The organism is Streptomyces sp. NPDC034103 (genome assembly GCF_055575395.1).
Window position 1 is genome coordinate 1 of the sequence record NZ_JBVISS010000015.1, and the last position, 20,060, is coordinate 20,060.

General features: G+C 69.6%; 13 protein-coding genes and 3 pseudogenes. 4 read left to right on the forward strand and 12 right to left on the reverse strand.

What is annotated here, in order from left to right; translation table 11 throughout:
• Positions 1–272 precede the first annotated feature (272 nt).
• The 5 genes and pseudogenes from ACZ56U_RS30740 to ACZ56U_RS30760 form a co-directional block, all read right to left on the reverse strand.
• The gene (locus ACZ56U_RS30740) at positions 273–1,958 is read right to left on the reverse strand and encodes a ribonuclease J (RefSeq protein ID WP_469087223.1); all 1,686 of its coding nucleotides are present in this window, start codon (positions 1,956–1,958) and stop codon (positions 273–275) included.
• Between the two features lie 153 nt (positions 1,959–2,111).
• Positions 2,112–3,011: a 4-hydroxy-tetrahydrodipicolinate synthase gene (gene dapA / locus ACZ56U_RS30745; RefSeq protein ID WP_469087224.1), complete on the reverse strand. Its 900-nt coding sequence runs from the start codon at positions 3,009–3,011 to the stop codon at positions 2,112–2,114.
• Between the two features lie 211 nt (positions 3,012–3,222).
• Positions 3,223–3,672, reverse strand: a pseudogene (gene thyX, locus ACZ56U_RS30750) (FAD-dependent thymidylate synthase); the annotation flags it as partial.
• Between the two features lie 3 nt (positions 3,673–3,675).
• Positions 3,676–4,602: pseudogene (locus ACZ56U_RS30755) on the reverse strand (HNH endonuclease); the annotation flags it as partial.
• Positions 4,582–4,872: pseudogene (locus ACZ56U_RS30760) on the reverse strand (FAD-dependent thymidylate synthase); the annotation flags it as partial. The pseudogenes ACZ56U_RS30755 and ACZ56U_RS30760, both read right to left, overlap by 21 nt.
• A gap of 200 nt (positions 4,873–5,072) precedes the next feature.
• Here ACZ56U_RS30760 and ACZ56U_RS30765 point away from each other — a divergent pair.
• Both ACZ56U_RS30765 and ACZ56U_RS30770 read left to right on the forward strand, forming a co-directional pair.
• Positions 5,073–5,312 (forward strand): hypothetical protein, encoded by a 240-nt coding sequence (locus tag ACZ56U_RS30765; protein WP_469087225.1) that lies wholly within the window; start codon positions 5,073–5,075, stop codon positions 5,310–5,312.
• A 124-nt stretch (positions 5,313–5,436) separates the two neighbouring features.
• On the forward strand, positions 5,437–5,991 hold the full coding sequence (locus ACZ56U_RS30770; protein ID WP_469087226.1) for a hypothetical protein: 555 nt from the start codon (positions 5,437–5,439) through the stop codon (positions 5,989–5,991).
• 70 nt (positions 5,992–6,061) lie between these two features.
• Here the strand turns inward: ACZ56U_RS30770 and ACZ56U_RS30775 are convergent, their stop codons facing one another.
• The 5 genes from ACZ56U_RS30775 to rpsO all read right to left on the reverse strand — a co-directional run bounded on the left by ACZ56U_RS30775 (position 6,062) and on the right by rpsO (position 11,533).
• Complete coding sequence (locus tag ACZ56U_RS30775; RefSeq protein ID WP_469087227.1) at positions 6,062–6,514, reverse strand: hypothetical protein; 453 nt, start codon at positions 6,512–6,514, stop codon at positions 6,062–6,064.
• A 7-nt stretch (positions 6,515–6,521) separates the two neighbouring features.
• On the reverse strand, positions 6,522–7,274 hold the full coding sequence (gene dapB, locus ACZ56U_RS30780; protein WP_469087228.1) for a 4-hydroxy-tetrahydrodipicolinate reductase: 753 nt from the start codon (positions 7,272–7,274) through the stop codon (positions 6,522–6,524).
• Between the two features lie 42 nt (positions 7,275–7,316).
• The gene (locus ACZ56U_RS30785) at positions 7,317–8,696 is read right to left on the reverse strand and encodes a M16 family metallopeptidase (RefSeq protein ID WP_469087229.1); all 1,380 of its coding nucleotides are present in this window, start codon (positions 8,694–8,696) and stop codon (positions 7,317–7,319) included.
• Positions 8,693–10,915, reverse strand: a complete 2,223-nt coding sequence (locus tag ACZ56U_RS30790) for a polyribonucleotide nucleotidyltransferase (protein WP_469087230.1) — start codon at positions 10,913–10,915, stop codon at positions 8,693–8,695. Before ACZ56U_RS30790 ends, ACZ56U_RS30785 begins: the two co-directional genes overlap by 4 nt.
• Before the next feature lie 330 nt (positions 10,916–11,245).
• The gene (gene rpsO / locus ACZ56U_RS30795) at positions 11,246–11,533 is read right to left on the reverse strand and encodes a 30S ribosomal protein S15 (RefSeq protein WP_015657483.1); all 288 of its coding nucleotides are present in this window, start codon (positions 11,531–11,533) and stop codon (positions 11,246–11,248) included.
• Between the two features lie 264 nt (positions 11,534–11,797).
• Here rpsO and ACZ56U_RS30800 point away from each other — a divergent pair, with 264 nt between their 5' ends.
• On the forward strand, positions 11,798–12,079 hold the full coding sequence (locus ACZ56U_RS30800; protein WP_469087231.1) for a DUF397 domain-containing protein: 282 nt from the start codon (positions 11,798–11,800) through the stop codon (positions 12,077–12,079).
• Positions 12,080–12,168: 89 nt separating this feature from the next.
• On the opposite strand, the gene ACZ56U_RS30805 is transcribed toward ACZ56U_RS30800, so the two are convergent.
• Positions 12,169–13,665, reverse strand: coding sequence for an outer membrane protein assembly factor BamB family protein (locus ACZ56U_RS30805; protein WP_469087232.1), 1,497 nt, complete (start codon positions 13,663–13,665; stop codon positions 12,169–12,171).
• 310 nt (positions 13,666–13,975) lie between these two features.
• On the reverse strand, positions 13,976–15,487 hold the full coding sequence (eccD, locus tag ACZ56U_RS30810; RefSeq protein ID WP_469087233.1) for a type VII secretion integral membrane protein EccD: 1,512 nt from the start codon (positions 15,485–15,487) through the stop codon (positions 13,976–13,978).
• 481 nt (positions 15,488–15,968) lie between these two features.
• Between eccD and eccCa the strand changes: the two genes are divergently transcribed.
• Positions 15,969–19,949: a type VII secretion protein EccCa gene (eccCa, locus tag ACZ56U_RS30815; RefSeq protein WP_469087234.1), complete on the forward strand. Its 3,981-nt coding sequence runs from the start codon at positions 15,969–15,971 to the stop codon at positions 19,947–19,949.
• The last annotated feature ends 111 nt before the right edge of the window (positions 19,950–20,060 follow it).

A 20,060-nucleotide genomic window follows, 5' to 3' on the forward strand; every position in this document is an offset into this window, starting at 1 on the left:
TTCGGTCTTGCGTTTCCGACTCTATCAGACCGTTTCCGGTTCCGATTTCCTCGGTGCTTTCCAGGTTCCCGCTCTCGCGTTTCCCTTTCCGGCGGCTCCGACTTTATCAGAAGTTCTGAGTCGGAATTCCCGCCCCCTTCGGGGACTGGTTCCGGCGCACGAGGCGGCCGGGTTCCCGTTCAGGCGGAGCCGTAAACGTACTGGAGCGGGCCGCCCCGATGCAAATCGAGGCGGCCCGCTCCAGGTTCACGCGTACGGAGTCCGACAGGTCGTCAGACCTCCACCACCACCGGGAGGATCATCGGCCTGCGGCGATAGTTGTCGGAGACCCACTTGCCGAGGACGCGTCGCACCAGCTGCTGGAGCTGGTGGGGCTCGACCACGCCGTCCTGAGCCGAGCGCTCCAAGACCTCCGTGATCTTCGGGACCACGTCGCTGAACGCGGAGTCCTCGATGCCCGAGCCGCGCGCCTGGACGTGCGGGCCACCCGTGATCTTGCCGGTCGACGCGTCGATGACCACGAAGACCGAGATGATGCCCTCGTCGCCGAGGATCCGCCGGTCCTTGAGGGCCGGCTCGCCCACATCGCCGACGGAGAGGCCGTCGACGTACACGTAACCCGCCTTGACCTTGCCGGAGATCTTGGCCTTGCCTTCGACCAGGTCGACGACGACGCCGTCCTCGGCGATGACGATCCGGTCGTGCGGGACGCCCGTCATCGCGCCGAGTTCGGCGTTGGCGCGCAGGTGGCGCCATTCGCCGTGGACCGGCATCAGGTTCTTCGGGCGGCAGATGTTGTAGAAGTACAGCAGCTCGCCGGCCGAGGCGTGTCCCGAGACGTGGACCTTGGCGTTGCCCTTGTGGACGACGTGGGCGCCCCAGCGGGTCAGGCCGTTGATGACGCGGTAGACCGCGTTCTCGTTGCCGGGGATCAGGGACGACGCCAGGATCACCGTGTCGCCGTTGACGATGCGGATCTGGTGGTCGCGGTTGGCCATCCGGGACAGGGCGGCCATCGGTTCGCCCTGGGAGCCCGTGCAGACCAGGACCACCTCGCGGTCGGGGAGGTCGTCGAGCGTCTTGACGTCGACCACCAGCCCCGGCGGGACCTTCAGGTAGCCCAGGTCCCGCGCGATGCCCATGTTGCGGACCATCGAGCGGCCGACGAAGGCGACCCTGCGGCCGTACTCGTTGGCCGCGTCCAGGATCTGCTGGATGCGGTGGATGTGGCTGGCGAAGCTCGCCACGATGATCCGCTTGCGGGCGTTGCCGAAGACCTGGTGCAGGACGTTGGAGATGTCCCGCTCGGGCGGGACGAACCCGGGTACCTCGGCGTTCGTGGAGTCGGAGAGAAGGAGGTCGATGCCCTCCTCGCTCAGACGGGCGAACGCGTGCAGGTCCGTGAGGCGGTTGTCCAGCGGGAGCTGGTCCATCTTGAAGTCGCCGGTGTGGACGACCATGCCCGCGGGGGTGCGGATGGCGACCGCCAGGGCGTCCGGGATGGAGTGGTTGACCGCGATGAACTCGCAGTCGAAGGGGCCGATGCGCTCGCGGTTCCCTTCCACCACCTCGAGGGTGTACGGGCGGATGCGGTGCTCCTGGAGCTTCGCCTCGATGAGGGCGAGGGTCAGCTTGGAGCCGATCAGCGGGATGTCCGGCTTCTCGCGGAGCAGGAACGGGACGGCACCGATGTGGTCCTCGTGGCCGTGCGTGAGCACGATGCCCTCGATGTCGTCGAGCCGATCCCTGATGGACGAGAAGTCCGGCAGGATCAGGTCGATCCCGGGCTGCTCCTCCTCGGGGAAGAGCACGCCGCAGTCGACGATCAGCAGGCGGCCGCCGTACTCGAAGACCGTCATGTTCCGGCCGATCTCGCCGAGACCGCCGAGTGGGGTGACCCGCAGGCCGCCTTCGGGGAGCGGCGGCGGCGGACCGAGTTCAGGATGCGGATGACTCAAAAGACTCTCCTCACCACACGCGCCACGTACCGGTGGGGCACGTGGCGCGCATGACGTTCGTGCGTGTAGCAGTTGTCGTTGTGGGTGCGGGCCCGGTGGCCTGCTTATTCAGTTGTGAAGTCTGGCGCGCGCCGGGGCGCGCGAAGTCTGTTGTCAGAGCTGTACCCCGCCGGCGGCAAGATCGATCTTGAGCTGCTGGACCTCTTCGGGCGCGAGTTCCACCATGGGGGCGCGCAGCGGTCCGGCCGGCAGGCCCTGGAGGGCGAGCGCGGCCTTGGTCGTCATGACGCCCTGGGTGCGGAACATGCCCGTGTAGACCGGGAGCAGCTTCTGGTGGATCTCGGTCGCCTTCTGGACGTCACCGGAGGTGTAGGCGTCGACCAGGGCGCGCAGCTCGGGCGTGACCACATGGCCGACGACCGAGACGAATCCGACCGCGCCCACGGAGAGCAGCGGCAGGTTCAGCATGTCGTCGCCGGAGTACCAGGCGAGGCCGGAGCGGGCGATGGCCCAGCTGGCGCGGCCGAGGTCGCCCTTGGCGTCCTTGTTGGCGACGATGCGCGGGTGCTCGGCGAGTCGGACCAGCGTCTCGGTGTTGATCGGGACGCCGCTGCGGCCGGGGATGTCGTAGAGCATGACCGGCAGTCCGGTGGCGTCGGCGAGGGCTGTGAAGTGCCGGTACAGGCCCTCCTGCGGGGGCTTGTTGTAGTACGGCGTGACGACCAGGAGGCCGTGGGCGCCGACCTGCTCGGCCCGGCGGGCGAGTTCCAGGCTGTGGTGGGTGTCGTTGGTGCCGACGCCCGCGATCACGTGGGCGCGGTCGCCGACCGCCTCCAGCACGGCTCGTACGAGGTCCGATTTCTCCGCGTCGCTGGTGGTGGGGGACTCACCGGTGGTGCCGTTGATGATCAGGCCGTCGTTGCCTGCGTCCACCAGGTGGGTAGCGAGCCGCTGCGCGCCGTCGAGGTCGAGTGCGCCGTCCGCCGTGAAGGGCGTGACCATGGCGGTGAGGACCCGCCCGAAGGGGGTCTGCGGAGTCGAGGTCGGAGCCATGGGGAATACGCTACTCGCTGCTCAGGGCCGGGTCTGCCCTCGGGGGGCGGGAAAAGTCATGACAAAGACGGAGCCCGGCACTGCCTGCTCGGGGGTTCAAGCAGTGCCGGGTCCGTTTGATCAGGCTAGATGAACTTCTCCAAATGCCGCAATACGGACACTTCGCGAGGCTGACCCGCACATCTGTGCCCGGTCGGAGAACTCGGGTGCGCTACGGCGCCACACGGCCGTTCGCATTGAAGGCGGCGTAGGTGAGGGGCATCAGCCTGGCCCACTCGGCCTCCATCTTCTCGCCGACCATCTCGATCTCCCGCTGCGGGAAGGACGGGACCTTCGCGAGTTCGTGCTGGGTGCGCAGGCCGAGGAAGTGCATCAGCGAGCGGGCGTTGCACGTGGCGTACATCGAGGAGAACAGGCCGACGGGCAGGACGGCTCGGGCCACCTCGCGGGCGACGCCGGCGGCGAGCATCTCCTGGTAGCGCTCGTATGCCTGGATGTACGACTCCTGCATCGAGCGTTCCATGATCTCTTGCTGGGCTTCGGTTCCCGGCACGAACTCGTACTTGCCGGGGCGACCCTGCTGGACCAGCTTGCGATCCTCGCCAGGTACGTAGAAGACCGGCTGCAGTTCCCGGTATCGGCCGGACTCCTCGTTGTACGAGTTGTGTACGACGATTCCGTTCGCCAGGAAGTTGTGCCAGGGGCCCTCCACCGAGAGGTCGTACGTCATCTCCTCGCCATCCGCCTCGATGGCCACGACGGGGTCCGGAACCGCTTTGGCGATCTTGCCGTCGCGCTGAGCCAGTGCTTGTTCCCCGCCACTCTTGGCGGTGTGGCAGGGCTCGCACGCCGGAGCGAGGTTCTTCTCGTCGAGGGCGCGGGTGAGGTCACCGGCCACCGGGACAACGTGGTCCAGGGCCAGCTGTTCGCGCGTGAAGTCCTGCCCGCACAGGTGGCAGGTGTCCGTGTCCTTGATCAACCGCTGGCGCTGCATGGAGGTCCACACGCCGATCCCTCGGCTCAGGCTGGGCGGGACCGGCGCCTGGGAGGGCGTGGGGACGGTTCCTGCGGCCATGACGGCGTCACCCACGGCGAGTTCGCCCGCTTTGACCCAGCCGTCAGGTGTGAAAACCGCATGGTCGACCGTGCAGCGCAGAGTCTTCCCGGAGGCAGTCGTGATCTTGATCAGCGGCTTGATGCCCGACTCGATCACGTCGACGATCCTGGCCCGCTGGGCGAGCAGGGTCTCTTCGTCGTAGCAACGGACGTGGTTACGCCGTACCGATTCGAGCTTCCGCAGGCGCGTGCTCGGGTGCTGTTCACGGAACTCGGCGACGGCCGACTCGGCCGCCTCCCTGTTGTCGTACAGCCCGAGGTAGTTGTCGGTCTCGCCGCGGCGTACCTGAGCCATCCACTTGCCTGCCCGGCTGTGCCAGGTGACGCCGCCCGCGGAGTGAGGGAGGCGGTCCTCCACACCCAGCTGCCAGAGCTGGTGGAGTTCGGCGATGGTGCGTCGACGGAGGTTGCCCGCCTCGCTCTCCAGCGTGATCTCGGTGTCACCCGCGATGCACCAGCCCACGCGGTGCCGCATGAACTCGCGGAAGACGAAGATGGGGGCGCTGATGAAGAAGGTCATCGAGTTGTGCTCGAAGGGGCTGCCGTGCCGGTCCCGCATCAGGTAGTTGATGAGGCCCTTGGAACGCTCGGGGTCCTTCTGGAGCTCCTCGAGGGACTGCTCGCCGGCGGTGGAGACGCGCGCGGCCCACAGCACGTCGGAGTCGGCCGCGGTGTGCTTGACCAGCTCGACGGTCACATCGCTGCGGAAGCTGGGCTTGAGGTCGTCGGCGGGGGTGTCGGTCACGGCTCGGAGGGTCCTTCCATCACGTCTCTCGGGCGGCGCCCACTCTACGGCCCGGCACTGACATCAGGGCGTTCGGTGCCGGGACGCGACATCTTCGGTGAAGTTCCATGAATTCGGGGCATCAGGGCACCTTTTGTGGCACTCGTGCGTCTGTACCAACAACAGTGATGCATTCGAGCCCCGAAAGGAGCGTCACCTCGATGTTCCACCGGCGTGAGCCCGTCCCATTCGCCTTCGTCGCCGAGGCCGACAGGTTCCGCAGCAATATCGCTCCCCCTCCCCCGGAGAAGGCCTCGGTCGGGCAGATAGCCGGGCGTTGGCTCCTCGGGGTCACCATCATCGCCGCGCTGATCGGGTCCCTGGTGATCGGGACGCCGGCGCTGACGCTGGACCACTCGGCCACGGGCACCCAGGAGTCACAGGCCTCCCAGGGGCGCTGACTCTCCCCCACTGCCCCAAATGGCGTGGGAGGGACCCCCATGGGCCCCCAAGGGTGGCTCCTGAAGACACCGGCGGATAGCCTCACCGGGCACAGCCCACGTATGGATCGAGTGAGGACCAGCCGTGCCCCTGCCCTTCCTGACGGCCGACCGCGCATTCGAGACAGCCGACGACGTCGCGCTGCCCTTCGACGACCGTGAGCACTGGCGGCGCCCCTACCGGCCCGGGCCCTATCGGGTGGGCGCGGCCGCGCTGGTGCTGCTCCTCGCGTCGTACGTGCTCTTCGCGGCGGTCATCATCGCCCTCACCGGTTCCGTGACCGAGGGCGGTGCGGTCATCGGGATCGCGGTCGCCATGATCGCGGTGGCGCTGCGGCTGCTGCGCGTGGGGGTCTGGGTGAGCGCTCGCGGCATCCGGCATGTCGCGTTCCTCCGCACGCGTACCGTGCGCTGGGACAAGGTCGCCGCCGTGCGGACGGTGCAGCAGCCGGTGCGTTGGCTGGGGCTGCCCCGCACCGTGCAGGGCCAGGCGCTGACCGTCGTACGCAGCGATCGGCGGGCCGAGGGGCCGGTGCCGTTGCTGACCACGCACAACGCGGACTTCCTGGCGCGGCCCGAGGCGTTCGACCGGGCGGCGGACTCGGTGGAGGCGTGGGGCGCGGAGTACCAGCGGGGGTGACTCGCCGGTGAAGACGTCGAAGGGGCCGGTCCGCGGGAGGTGCGGGCCGGCCCCTTTCGTGTGCGGTGCCTCAGGCCTGGACGGGTTTGCCGTCGTGCAGGGCGATCGCGCGCTGCATGGCCTTGCGGGCGCGCGGGGTGTCACGGGCGTCCTGGTAGGCGACGGCGAGGCGGAACCAGGTGCGCCAGTCGTGGGGCGCGTCCTCGGTCTCGGCCTTGCGCCTGGCGAAGACCTCGTCGGCCGAGTCGCGGTCGATCCGGCCGCTGGGGGTGCGCTTGAGCTCGTCGACGGGCAGGCCGCCCTCGGCGTCGAGTTCGGCGGCGAGGGCGTTGGCCCGGCGGACGAACTGGGTGTTCTTCCACAGGAACCACAGGCCGATGACCGGCAGGATCAGCACCGCCACGCCGAAGGTGACGGTGAGGAGCGTGCCGGACTGGATGAGCATCACACCGCGGCTGCCGACCAGGACGAAGTAGAAGACCAGGACGGCGGCCGTCACGGCGTAGGAGAGCTTGGCGCGCATGGTGTCGTCAGCCCAGGTCCAGGAAGTTTTCCAGGCCGAAGGTGACGCCCGGGGTGGTGACCACGCGGCGGGCGCCCAGCAGGATGCCCGGCATGAAGCTGCTGTGGTGGAGCGAGTCGTGGCGGATGGACAGCGTCTCGCCCTCACCGCCGAGCAGGACCTCCTGGTGGGCCAGCAGACCGCGCAGCCGCACGGAGTGGACCGGGACACCGTCGACGTCCGCGCCGCGCGCGCCGTCCAGGCCCGTCTCCGTGGCGTCCGGCGCCGGTGCCGTGCCCGCCTCGGCGCGGGCCGCGGCGATGAGCTGGGCGGTGCGCGTGGCGGTGCCCGAGGGGGCGTCGACCTTCTTCGGGTGGTGGAGTTCGACGACCTCGACCGACTCGAACCAGGGCGCGGCGATCTGCGCGAACTTCATGGTGAGGACGGCCCCGATGGAGAAGTTGGGCGCGATGAGGACACCCGTCCCCGGGGAGGCGGCCAGCCAGCCGTCCAGCTGCGCGAGGCGTTCGTCGGTCCAGCCCGTCGTACCGACGACGGCGTGGATGCCGTGGCCGACGCAGTACTCGAGGTTGGCCATCACCGAGTCCGGTGTGGTCAGTTCGACGGCGACCTGGGCGCCCGTCTCCGCCAGGGTCTCCAGCTTGTCGCCCCGGCCGAGGGCGGCGACCAGCTCCATGTCCTCGGCGGCCTCCACGGCCCTGACCGCCTCGGAGCCGATCCGGCCCTTGGCACCGAGGACCGCCACGCGCAGCTTGCTCATCACTTGCTTCCTTAAAGACGCTTCCGAAAGACAGACGGAGGGTTAGGCCACGGCGTCGTGCAGTCGGGCCGCCTGCTTGTCCTTGAGCGGGCCGATGACCGACAGCGAGGGCCGCTGTCCCAGGATGTCGCGGGCGACCGCGCGGACCTCGTCCGGGGTGACCGAGGCGATCCGGGTCAGCATGTCGTCGACGGACATCTGCTCGCCCCAGCACAGCTCGCTCTTGCCGATGCGGTTCATGAGCGCGCCGGTGTCCTCGAGGCCGAGGACGGTGGAGCCGCGGAGCTGGCCGATGGCACGGGAGATCTCGTCGTCGGTCAGGCCGTGCTGGGCGACGTGGTCGAGCTCGTCGCGGCAGATCTTCAGCACGTCGTGGACCTGCGAGGGCCGGCAGCCGGCGTAGACGCCGAAGAGGCCGCAGTCGGCGAAGCCGGAGGTGTACGAGTACACGCTGTAGGCCAGGCCGCGCTTCTCGCGGACCTCCTGGAACAGGCGGGAGGACATCCCGCCGCCCAGGGCCGTGTTCAGCACGCCGAGGGCCCAGCGGCGCTCGTCCGTGCGGGCCAGGCCGGGCATGCCGAGGACGACGTGGGCCTGCTCGGTCTTGCGGCCGATCAGCTCCACGCGGCCCGCGGTGCGCAGGGCCCGCCTGCCGTCGCGCGGGGCGATGGGCGTGGCGGTGGTGTTCTTGAGGGCGCCCGCCTTCTCGAAGGCCGCGCGGACCTGTCGTACGACCTTGGTGTGGTCGATGTTGCCGGCAGCCGCCACGACCAGGTGGGTCGGGTCGTAGTGCTTCTTGTAGAAGCGGCGGATGCGGTCGGCGGTGAGGGCGTTGACGGTGTCGACCGTGCCGAGGACCGGGCGGCCGAGGGGGTTGTCGCCGAACATGGTCTGCGCGAACAGGTCGTGCACGCCGTCGCCCGGGTCGTCCTCGGTCATGGCGATCTCTTCGAGGATCGCGCCCCGCTCGACGTTGACGTCCTCCTCGAGGATCAGGGAGCCCGTGAGCATGTCACAGACGACGTCGATGGCGAGCGGCAGGTCGGTGTCGAGCACGCGCGCGTAGTAGCACGTGTACTCCTTGGCGGTGAAGGCGTTCATCTCGCCGCCGACCGCGTCGATGGCGGAGGAGATGTCCAGCGCCGACCTGCGGGTGGTGCCCTTGAAGAGCAGGTGCTCCAGGTAGTGCGTGGCGCCGTTCAGGGACGGCGTCTCGTCCCGGGAGCCGACGTGGGCCCAGATGCCGAAGGTCGCTGAGCGGACCGAGGGCAGGGTCTCGGTGACGATGCGCAGGCCGCCCGGGAGGGTGGTCTTGCGGACCGTGCCGATGCCGTTCTCGCCCTTGATCAGGGTTTGGGTACGGGCGACGGCCCGCGCCTCCGAGGAGGTGCGGGCCGTCGTCGTAGAGCTGTTCGACGTCACTTGTCGGTGTCGTCCTTCTGCTCGTCAGAGGCGTTGTCCTCGCCCTCGATCACGGGGATCAGGGAGAGCTTGCCGCGGGAGTCGATCTCGGCGATCTCGACCTGGACCTTCGCGCCCACGCCGAGGACGTCCTCGACGTTCTCCACGCGCTTGCCGCCGGCGAGCTTGCGGATCTGCGAGATGTGCAGCAGACCGTCCTTGCCCGGGAGCAGCGAGACGAACGCGCCGAAGGTGGTCGTCTTCACGACCGTGCCCAGGTAGCGCTCGCCGACCTCCGGCATGGTCGGGTTGGCGATCTGGTTGATCGTGGCGCGGGCGGCCTCGGCGGACGGTCCGTCGACCGCGCCGATGTAGATCGTGCCGTCGTCCTCGATCGTGATGTCGGCGCCGGTGTCCTCCTGGATCTGGTTGATCATCTTGCCCTTGGGGCCGATGACCTCACCGATCTTGTCCACGGGGATCTTGACGGTGATGATCCGCGGGGCGTTCGGGGACATCTCGTCCGGCGTGTCGATCGCTTCCATCATCACGTCGAGGATGTGGAGGCGGGCGTCACGGGCCTGCTTGAGGGCCGCGGCCAGGACGGAGGCCGGGATGCCGTCCAGCTTGGTGTCGAGCTGGAGGGCGGTCACGAACTCCTTGGTGCCGGCGACCTTGAAGTCCATGTCGCCGAAGGCGTCCTCCGCACCGAGGATGTCGGTGAGGGTGACGTAGTGCGTCTCGCCGTCGATCTCCTGGGAGATCAGACCCATGGCGATACCGGCGACCGGGGCCTTCAGCGGCACACCGGCGTTCAGCAGCGACATGGTGGAGGCGCAGACCGAGCCCATGGACGTCGAGCCGTTGGAGCTCAGCGCCTCGGAGACCTGGCGGATCGCGTAGGGGAACTCCTCGCGCGTCGGCAGGACCGGGACCAGGGCGCGCTCGGCGAGCGCGCCGTGGCCGATCTCGCGGCGCTTGGGGGAGCCGACGCGGCCGGTCTCGCCGGTGGAGTACGGCGGGAAGTTGTAGTTGTGCATGTAGCGCTTGCGGGTCACCGGGGAGAGGGTGTCCAGCTGCTGCTCCATACGGAGCATGTTGAGGGTGGTGACGCCCAGGATCTGGGTCTCGCCACGCTCGAACACCGCCGAGCCGTGCACGCGCGGGATGGCCTCGACCTCGGCGGCGAGCGTACGGATGTCCGTGACGCCACGGCCGTCGATGCGCTTCTTCTCCTTGATCACGCGCTCGCGGACGAGCTGCTTGGTCAGGGAGCGGTACGCGGCGGAGATCTCCTTCTCGCGGCCCTCGAACTCCGGCAGGAGCTTCTCGGCGGCGAGCGCCTTGACGCGGTCCAGCTCGGCCTCGCGCTCCTGCTTGCCGGCGATGGTCAGCGCGGAGGCGAGCTCCGGGCGGACGGCGGCGGAGAGCGCCTCCAGGATGTCGTCCTGGTAGTCGAGGAAGATCGGGAACTCGCCGGTCGGCTTGGCGGCCTTGGAGGCGAGGTCGGCCTGGGCGCGGCAGAGCACCTTGATGAAGGGCTTGGCGGCTTCCAGACCGGCGGCGACGACCTCCTCGGTCGGGGCCTCGGCGCCGCCCTTGACCAGCTGGATGGTCTTCTCGGTGGCCTCGGCCTCGACCATCATGATCGCGACGTCGCCGTCCTCGAGGGTGCGGCCCGCGACGACCATGTCGAAGACGGCGTCCTCGAGCTCGGTGTGCGTCGGGAAGGCCACCCACTGGCCGTTGATCAGCGCGACGCGGACGCCGCCGATCGGGCCGGAGAAGGGCAGACCGGCCAGCTGCGTGGACGCGGACGCGGCGTTGATCGCGACGACGTCGTACAGGTGGTCGGGGTTGAGCGCCATGATCGTGGCGACGACCTGGATCTCGTTGCGCAGGCCCTTCTTGAAGGACGGGCGCAGCGGGCGGTCGATGAGGCGGCAGGTGAGGATCGCGTCCTCGCTCGGCCGGCCCTCACGGCGGAAGAAGCTGCCGGGGATCTTGCCGGCGGCGTACATCCGCTCCTCGACGTCCACCGTCAGGGGGAAGAAGTCGAGCTGGTCCTTGGGGTTCTTGGAGGCGGTGGTGGCCGACAGCACCATGGTGTCGTCGTCCAGGTACGCCACGGCGGAGCCGGCGGCCTGCTTGGCCAGACGGCCCGTCTCGAAGCGGATCGTGCGGGTACCGAAGGAGCCGTTGTCGATGACGGCCTCGGCGTAGTGGGTCTCGTTCTCCACTAGTGTTTTCTCCTCGTCCTCGTCCCTCACGCCCGTGTGGCGAGGGGACGGTTGCGGAGAAGCGCTCCGTTCAGTGCGGGCCGGTCTTCGATCGAAGCACCCGGGACTCACTTCCCCCGGGGGCCACTACCGAGGACCGGCGGCGGCGAGGTGCGCTTCTCCTCGTTCGTCTTGTTCTCGTGATGTCGCCTACCCCTGTGGGTAGGGCATATCACTCTGTGTCGTACGTATTGCGTTGTGCTACCACACTACAAAGAGGCGGTGACACTCCGCACGTACAGCAAAGGGAGCGGCTCCCGAACAAGTGGGAACCGCTCCCTCCACGGCGTCTTACTTGGCGCCCGCCGCACCGCGGCGGATGCCGAGGCGGTCGACCAGCGCACGGAAGCGCTGGATGTCCTTCTTCGCCAGGTACTGGAGAAGGCGGCGACGCTGACCCACCAGGATCAGCAGACCACGACGGGAGTGGTGGTCGTGCTTGTGCGTCTTGAGGTGCTCGGTCAGGTCCGAGATCCGGCGCGAGAGCATGGCGACCTGGACCTCGGGGGAGCCGGTGTCGCCCTCCTTCTGACCGAACTCGCTGATGATCTGCTTCTTCGTAGCGGCGTCGAGCGGCACGCGTACTCCTCGTAGTCTTGGTATGGCCACCGAGTGCCCCCGGTCTGTGTCTCGGGGGAGCTTCCGTTACTCGGGAGGCGGGGATCCGCTGGGCGCGACCATCAGAGCGGTGAGCTCCGGGGGTGCGTACACAAACGGCCGTCACTCAGGGTACCAGGCAAAGGTGGGGGCCTTGACCCCGGTCCCGGAACCCGCCGAACGGCACGGACCGGGCCACTAGGGTGACCGCACAGATCGTACGCACGTCGGAAGGGGTCGCCGGTCATGGCGGAGACGGCAGAGGAGATCAAGGCGCGCAAGGAGCGGGAGCGGGACGAGCTCTACGCGCTCGACATCTCCGGCGTCGAGTGGCAGTGCGCGCCGGGCACCGAGGAGCACGAGGAGCGGGTCGAGATCGCGTACCTGCCCGAGGGCGCCGTGGCCATGCGGTCCTCGTTGGATCCGGACACCGTGCTGCGGTACACGGAGGCGGAATGGCGGGCCTTCGTGCTGGGTGCGCGGGACGGCGAGTTCGACATCGAGCCGGCGGAGCAAGACGCGGGGTGACGGCGGCGCGCGGAGCGGAGTGACGGTGACGCGCGAGGCGGAGTGACGGTGAAGGGCGGCACGCGCGCGTGCCGCCCCTCAGCGCTCCGTCAGTGCTTCAGCCCGGCGTTCCCCACGGCCAGGGCCATCAGCACCCCGTCGGTCGGGTACTTGTCGTCGGCGACCAGTTCCCGCCTGCCGAAGAAGATCCGGCCCTGCTGGAAGAGGATGTCCGACTGCTCCGGGTCGCTGAGCTTGCCGTCCTCGTCGTCCGGGAGCGTGAAGAGCAGGAGCGGGGTCTCCTTGTCGGTCCTCGGGTTCCAGCGCACCACGGCCGCGGGCGCGACGGTGCCCGCACCGCGCCGGTAGATCAGGAGGTCGTCGCCGCTCATCCGCAGCGGATGGACCCGCTGCAGCTCGCGTCCGTCGAACTTGCCGGTCGTCTTTCCCGTCGCCAGGTCGAACGCCACGATCCAGTTCGAGGGCTGACCGGCGGCGATGTTCTCCTGGCTGTTGACGAAGGCCTGGGTGGGTCCGACGACGAGACCGTCGCAGTTCTCGTACTCGCCGAAGAGCGACAGCCCGAAGTAGCGCTCACCGCACTTCGCCTCGTAACCGTTGAGCGCGATGGTCGCCCGGTGCTTGCCCTGGCTGTTGAGCGAGATCAGGTCGGTCACCGCGCTGTCGCCCGCCGCGACCGCGAGCACCGGAGGGTCGGACGAGGGCAGGTAGACGGTCTGGACGCCGTCGGAGACCTTGTACGTCCACTGCGGCTCGCCCGTGCGCGGGTCCAGCCGCTGCACCCGGAAGGTGACATCGGGCGGCGATCCGCAGCTGAGCAGGGACAGCAGCGCGCGGCCGCCGGCGAAGGCCTTGTCCTCGCACTCCGAGCCGAGGGTGCTGTTCCACAGCTGCTTGCCGGACCTCATGTCGTACGCCACGGAGCCCGAGCCCCACGCGACGGCGACGACGCCCTTGGTCAGGGTGAGGTTGGTGTTGGTGACGAAGGCGGTGCCGGCCGCGGGCATCTTCTTCTGCCACAGCTTCTTGCCGGTGTCCAGGTCGAAGAACACCACCTGGTCGCAGACGCCGTCCTTCTCGGATCCCTTGGGCTGCGGGGGCTGGATGACGACGGCGGTACGGCCGTCCGCGGTGACGTGCCGGCTCGTGGCGCATATGTGGCCGTCGAGCTTGAGGGACCAGGCCTTCTCGGTGGCGTCGAGGGCGATGTTGTAGCCCTCGAGACGGTTCGCGACGCCCTTGACCATGACCCTGTCGGTGGCCCAGGTGCCGGGCGCGTAACGGGGGCTGGCGTCGTTGGCCTTGGGGAGGTTCTCCTCGTCGTGCTCGACCATCAGCCGGCCCTCGGGCGAGGCGGGGACCCGCTCGGTCGTCTCCCTGATGTCGTCCGGGCTCTGCGCGACGGTCCGCCGGGCGCCGGTGGGTTCGCTGTCGTTGCCGGACGCGAGGAGCCAGCCGCCTCCGCCGAGCGCGACGGCCACGGCTACCGCCAGCGCGGCCAGCAGTTTCGTACGGCGGCGCTTGCGGGCGGTGTCAGCCGTGCGTGCGGACTGGGTGTAGATCGAGGGAGGTGGACCGAAGCTCACGCTCGGGGGCCCTTTCGTGCTCGGTCGGCGGGGTGTGGGCGTGGATGTGGCGGGGCGGGGTGAGGGCGTGGGTGCGGTGGGGTGTGGGCGTGGGTGCGGTGGGGTGTGGGCGCGGATGCGGCGGGGTGAGGGCGCGGATGCGGCGGGGTGAGGGCGTGGGTGCGATGGGGTGAGGGCGCGGATGCGGCAGGGCGTGGCGTGGACGCGGCGGGTGTGGGCGTGGGTGTGGCGTGGACGCGGCGGGTGTGGGCGTGGGTGCGGCGGGGTGAGGGCGTGGGTGCGGCGGGTGTGGGCCGTGGGTGCGGCGGGGTCAGCTCGTCATCGAGCGGACCGTCGCGTACACGTCGAAGACGGCCAGCGCGAGTGGCACCAGCGTCAGCAGGACAAAGCCCTCGGCGAGTTCCAGGAAGCGCCCCCAGAACGGGGTGAGGCCGCTGCGCGGGACGATCAGGCCGACCGCGGTGACGAGCAGGGCCGCGCCCGCGATCGCCGCGACCAGCCAGATCGTACGGATGTCGAGGGCCGTGCGGTCGCCCTCGATGGCGTCACGGACCAACGGGTGCGGTGGGTTGAGGGCCAGGCCGAGACCGAGCAGCACAAGAGCCGCGAGACCGGCGACCAGGAGGGGGGCGACCTGGGCGGTGTAGCGGAAGAGGTGCGCACGCATCAGCAGAGCGATACCGGTCGCGAAGGCGAGCAGCTGTGCCCAGGCGTCGTCGGAGAAGCCGAGCACCGCCGAGGCCCCGACCGCGACGATCGCACAGCCGCCGACCAGACCGACCAGCAGTTCGTGGCCGCGGCGGGCCTGGGCCGCGACCCGCTCGGCGTCGACGGGTTCCTGGGGTGCGGGATCGGCGCCATAGGCGCGGCGCGGGGCCGTGCTCGGCTGGTCGAAGCCGATCGGCAGGCGGGCGAACCGCATCGACAGGCCCGGCAGAAAGGCCAGGGCCCCCACGGCCAGCGGGGTGCACAGCGCCGCGATCTCGGCGGGCGTCCAGTGCGCGAGGATCGCGGTGAACAGCACGATCACACCGATGGCGGACGCGAAGACGAACGCGACGAACGGCCCGTCCCCGCTCGGGGAGCACAGGGTGAGCACGACCGAGGCCAGCAGTACCGCGGCGCAGGCGAGCAGGAACTGCAACTTGCCGATGCCCTGGCCGTCGGCGAGGGGCAGGAGTCCGGAGCCCGCGACCCCGATGTTGGGCAGCGCGCCGAGTCCCAGGGCGACGGCCGAGGCCCTGTCGTCGTAGATCCGGGCCCGTGCGCAGGCGAACACGACCAGGAGCACGCCGACCACCCCGGTGAGGATGCCGGGCAGGCTGTACATGTCGTGGCGCGGGTCGGCCGTCCAGGCCACGAAGGCGAGCAGGGCGGGCAGGACTCCGCCGCCGACGAGGCCCGCGGCGCGTGTGAGGTCGCCGCTCCACAGGGTGTGCTCGCGCGTCACGGCGGAGGCGACCGCGTCGGACACGTCGTCGAAGACGGCCGGCGGCAGCGACTCGGAGAAGGGGCGCAGGCTGAGCAGTTCGCCGTCGAGGATGCGCTGGGCCGCGAAGGAGCGGGAGCTGTCGAGGACGGTGCCGTCCCGGCGGACGAGGTGGTAACCGACAGGGGCGCCTTCGGCGGGGCTCTGCCGGGAGAGCCTGAGGATCTCCGGGTAGAGGTCGGCGACGGGGATGTCGTCGGGCAGCGCCACGTCGATCCGGCTGTCGGGGGCGACGATGGTCACCCGGCAGAATCCGAGCCCTGCGCCCGTCCCGGCGGGGACTCCCGTGCCGGCTCCTCCCCCGGTGGCTGCCGTGGAGGCCGTCATGCTCACCTGCTGCTCCCCCTCAGTGATGGTGGTGTGTGCTGGTCGTGCGTGCGTGCTGGTCGTGTGTGCTGGTCGCGCGTGGGTGCCGGTCGTATGTGCTGGTTCTGCGTGCTGGTCGTGCGTATTGGCTCTGCTTGCCGGTCGTGCGTGCTGGCTCTGCCTGCTGGTCGTGCGTGCTGGTCGTGCGTGCTGGTCGTGCGTCAACCGCGTGAAAATCCTGGGGGTTTCCCGGCCCGGTGTGCCGAGCGGGACGGTGAGGCGGGTTCCGTCGCGCCGTCCGCGGAGCTCCGTACCGCCTCGTACCGCTCCGGATCGCGCGAAATGCGCCGCTTTCGTCCAGCTCAACTCACGTGTGCTCACGCGAACATCCGGCACCCTACCTCCCCCTCGTCACTTGTGGTGTCAGTAGGATCACGCCGCGGGCACGCGTCCGCCCGACACGGGGCGGCGGACGAACACTCGGGCCCGGCAAGGGAATTGGTGAGCAGTGAGCCACATCGTCGTGAAGCGCCCGCCGCGGGCGCTGCCGTCCGAGGTGCCCACGGGCGAGATCGTTCTGCAACCTCCGCCCGAACTGCCGCGGGGGCACCAGGAAAGCGTGCTGATGCAGTTGCTGCCGACGCTCGGCATGGGCGGCTCGGTGGTGTTCTTCTTCACGAACGGGCAACCGTTCATGAAGATCATGGGAATGGTCATGATCGCCTCGACCGTGGCCATGTCCATCGCGATGGTGGTCCGTTTCCGCCGTGGTTCCCAGGGGCAGTTGGCGGACCTGCGCCGCGACTACCTGAGCTATCTGGCACAGACCCGGCACACCGCGCTCGACGCCGCGAGGGCGCAGCGCGACGCGCAGTACTACCTCCACCCCTCCCCCGAGCAGCTGTGGGCCCTGGTCGCCGAAGGCAGCCGGGTGTGGGAACGCCGCCCGGGCGACGAGGACTTCGCCCATGTGCGCATCGGCCTGGGCCCGCAGGCGCTCGCCACTCCGCTCGTCGCCCCCGAGACCGGCCCGGTCGAGCAACTGGAACCGCTGACGGCGGGGGCGATGCAGCGCTTCCTCTCCGCCCACAGCACCCTGGACGACCTGCCGTTGGCGGTATCTCTGCGCGCCTTCTCCTACGTCACGATCAGCGGAGACCCACAGTCCGTACGGTCGTCCGCCCGGGCCATGGCCGGCTCGCTGGCCGCGCTGCACTCACCAGAGGACCTGATGCTCGTGGTGGCGGCGGGCCGGGACGCCCTGCCCGACTGGGAGTGGGCCAAGTGGCTGCCGCACGCCCAGGCGCCGGGTGCGATGGACGGGGCGGGCAGCCGCCGGCTGATCGACAGTGACACCCGCGAGCTGGAGAACCTGCTCTCCTCCCGGTTGACCGGCCGCCCGCGCTTCCACCCGAACGCGGCGCCCCTCCCGGAGGAGCCGCACATCGTCGTCGTACTGGACGGTGTCTCGCTGCCGCCGGACTCGGTCCTGGCCAACCCCGAAGGACTCCAGGGCGTCACCGTCATCGAGGTCGTCGCAGGCGAACTTATGGGTGGCGGAGGCGAGTTGTCGGTCATCGTGCGCCCCGAGGAACTGCGGCTGGAATCCGGGCACGGAGTCGTCTACGAAGGGACGCCGGACGTCCTCTCGTACGAGTCCGCCGAGGCCCTCGCCCGGCAACTGGCCCCCCTGCGGGTGGCATCCGGAGGGGACGACGACGAACCGCTGCTCGCCAACCTGGAGTTCACCGACCTGCTGAACCTGGGGGACGCGGCATCCGTCGACACCAGGCGTACCTGGCGGCCGCGTTCGCTGGCCGAGCGCCTGCGGGTGCCGATCGGCGTGGGCGAGGACGGGCGCCCGGTGATGCTGGACCTCAAGGAGGCCGCGCAGGAGGGCATGGGTCCGCACGGACTGTGCGTGGGTGCCACCGGTTCCGGCAAGTCGGAGCTGCTGCGCACGCTGGTGCTGGGCCTCGCGGTCACGCACTCCTCGGAGACCCTGAACTTCGTCCTCGCGGACTTCAAGGGCGGCGCGACGTTCGCGGGCATGGCCCAGATGCCCCATGTGGCCGCGGTGATCACGAACTTGGCGGACGATCTGACGCTGGTCGACCGCATGGGCGACTCCATCCGCGGCGAGCTCAACCGCCGTCAGGAGATGCTGCGCGACGCGGGCAACTACGCCAACATCCACGACTACGAGAAGGCACGCGCGGCCGGCGCTCCCCTGCGGCCGATTCCCTCCCTGGTGCTGGTGATCGACGAGTTCAGCGAACTGCTCACGGCGAAGCCTGACTTCATCGACATGTTCGTGCAGATCGGCCGGATCGGCCGGTCGCTCGGCGTGCATCTGCTGCTGGCGTCGCAGCGCCTGGAGGAGGGCCGGCTGCGGGGCCTGGAGACGTATCTGTCGTACCGGATCGGCCTCAGGACCTTCTCGGCCGCGGAGTCACGCGCGGCGCTGGGCGTGCCCGACGCGTACGAGCTTCCGAACGTCCCGGGATCGGGGTTCCTGAAGTTCGGCACCAACGAGATGGTGCGGTTCAAGGCGGCGTACGTCTCCGGGGTGTACCGCTCGGGTTCGGAGCGGGCGGCGCTCGGGGGCGGGCAACTGCCGGTGGACCGCCGACCGGTGCTGTTCACCGCGGCGCAGGTCCCTGTGCAGTACGCGCAGGTGCCGCAGCGGCGTTCGCCGGAGGGTGCTGCGGGCGGTCCGGAGGTCGATGACGCCCTCGCGGCCACCGTGCTGGATGTGATCGTGCGCCGGCTGGAGGCGCAGGGCCCGGCGGCACACCAGGTGTGGCTGCCCCCGCTGGACAGTCCGCCCTCGCTGGACGGGCTCCTGCCCGGACTCACGGCGGTCCCGGGACGCGGGCTCACTCAGCCCGAGTACGAGGGCGCCGGCCGCCTGATCGTGCCGGTGGGTCTGGTGGACAAGCCCTACGAGCAGCGCCGGGACCCGCTGTGGCTCGACTTCTCGGGCGCGGCAGGCCATATGCAGATCCTGGGCGGCCCGCAGTCCGGCAAGTCGACGCTGCTGCGCGCCCTGATCTCGTCGTTCGCGCTCACGCACACGCCGTACGAAGTCCAGTTCTACGGACTCGACTTCGGTGGTGGCGGCATGGCGGCGGTGGCCGGACTGCCGCATGTGGGCGGGGTGGCCTCACGCCTGGACCCTGAGCGGGTGCGACGCACGGTGGCCGAGGTCTACGGCGTGCTGACGCGCCGCGAGGAGTACTTCCGGTCGGCGGGCATCGCGTCCATCGCCGACTTCCGGGCCCGGCGGGCGCGGGGCGACATCGCGGTCACCGACCAACCGTGGGGCGATGTCTTCCTGGTCATCGACGGATGGGGCAACTTCCGCGCGGACTACGAGGCGATGGACCAGATCATCCACGAGATCGCGGCACGGGGGCTCGGCTACGGCATCCACCTGATCCTTACGGCGTCGAGGTCGATGGAGGTCCGGGCGGCCCTCAAGGACCACCTGATGAACCGTCTGGAGCTGCGGCTCGGCGACACCATGGACTCGGAGCTGGACCGCAAGGTCGCAGCGAACGTCCCTGTGGGCGTACCGGGCCGTGGCCAGTCACCGCAGAAGCAGCACTTCATGGCTGCGGTGCCGCGCATCGACGGTCTGACGTCGGACACGGATCTGGCGGAGGCCACCGCGGCCCTGGCGACGGAGGTCTCCCGGCACTGGCAGGCGCCCGGGGCGCCCGAAGTACGGTTGCTGCCGCGTGAGTTCGCCGCTGACCATCTGCCGCCCGGGGACCGCTTCCCCCGGCGGGGTGTGGCGTTCGGGCTCGACGAGGACAACCTTGAGCCGGTCTTCGTCGACTTCGATCAGGATCCGTTCTTCCTCGTGTTCGGTGAGAGCGAGTCCGGCAAGTCGAACCTGCTGCGGTTGCTGATCAAACAGGTGACGGAGCGGTATTCCGGCGACGAGTGCAAGTTGTTCGTGGTCGACAACCGGCGGTCGCTGCTGGACGTGACCCCGGCCTCCCATCTCGCCGAGTACATCCCGATGTCCAACGCCATGGACCATCACATGTCCGCCCTCGCGGAACTGATGAAACGCCGCACACCCACGGCCGAGGTGACGGCCCAGCAGCTACGGGACCGGAGTTGGTGGCGGGGACCGACGGTGTTCGTCGTCATCGACGACTACGACCTCGTAGCCACATCGAGCGGCAATCCGCTGGCTGGGCTGACGGAGTTGCTGCCCTTCGCTCGGGATGTGGGCGTGCGGTTCATCATCGCGCGGTCCACGGCCGGCGCGGGGCGCGCGTCTTACGAGGCGTTCATGCAGCGCATCAAGGAACTGGGCGCGCAGGGAGTCGTCCTTGCCGGTGACCCGGGTGAGGGTGATCTGTTGGGTGGGGTCCGGCCTCGGCCTATGCCCGCGGGGCGGGGGGTCTTCGTGTCTCGACGGCGGGGGAAGCCGTTGGTGCAGGTGGGGTTGGTGGAGGAGCGGGGGTATTGAGGTGGGGTCCGTGGCTTTTGCGGGGGTGTACTGAGGTGGGCTTCTCGGCGGTGGGGCTAGACAGGGCTGGCGCTGGAGCGGGGGCCTTGTGGCGGCGTGGTGGAGCCGTAC

Bases quoted from the DNA above. Each gene is read 5' to 3' on its own strand.
- dapB (WP_469087228.1), bottom strand. From the start codon at position 7,274: ATGAGCAAGCTGCGCGTGGCGGTCCTCGGTGCCAAGGGCCGGATCGGC.
- ACZ56U_RS30775 (WP_469087227.1), bottom strand. From the start codon at position 6,514: ATGCGCGCCAAGCTCTCCTACGCCGTGACGGCCGCCGTCCTGGTCTTC.
- ACZ56U_RS30800 (WP_469087231.1), top strand. From the start codon at position 11,798: ATGGCGGAGACGGCAGAGGAGATCAAGGCGCGCAAGGAGCGGGAGCGG.
- ACZ56U_RS30765 (WP_469087225.1), top strand. From the start codon at position 5,073: ATGTTCCACCGGCGTGAGCCCGTCCCATTCGCCTTCGTCGCCGAGGCC.
- dapA (WP_469087224.1), bottom strand. From the start codon at position 3,011: ATGGCTCCGACCTCGACTCCGCAGACCCCCTTCGGGCGGGTCCTCACC.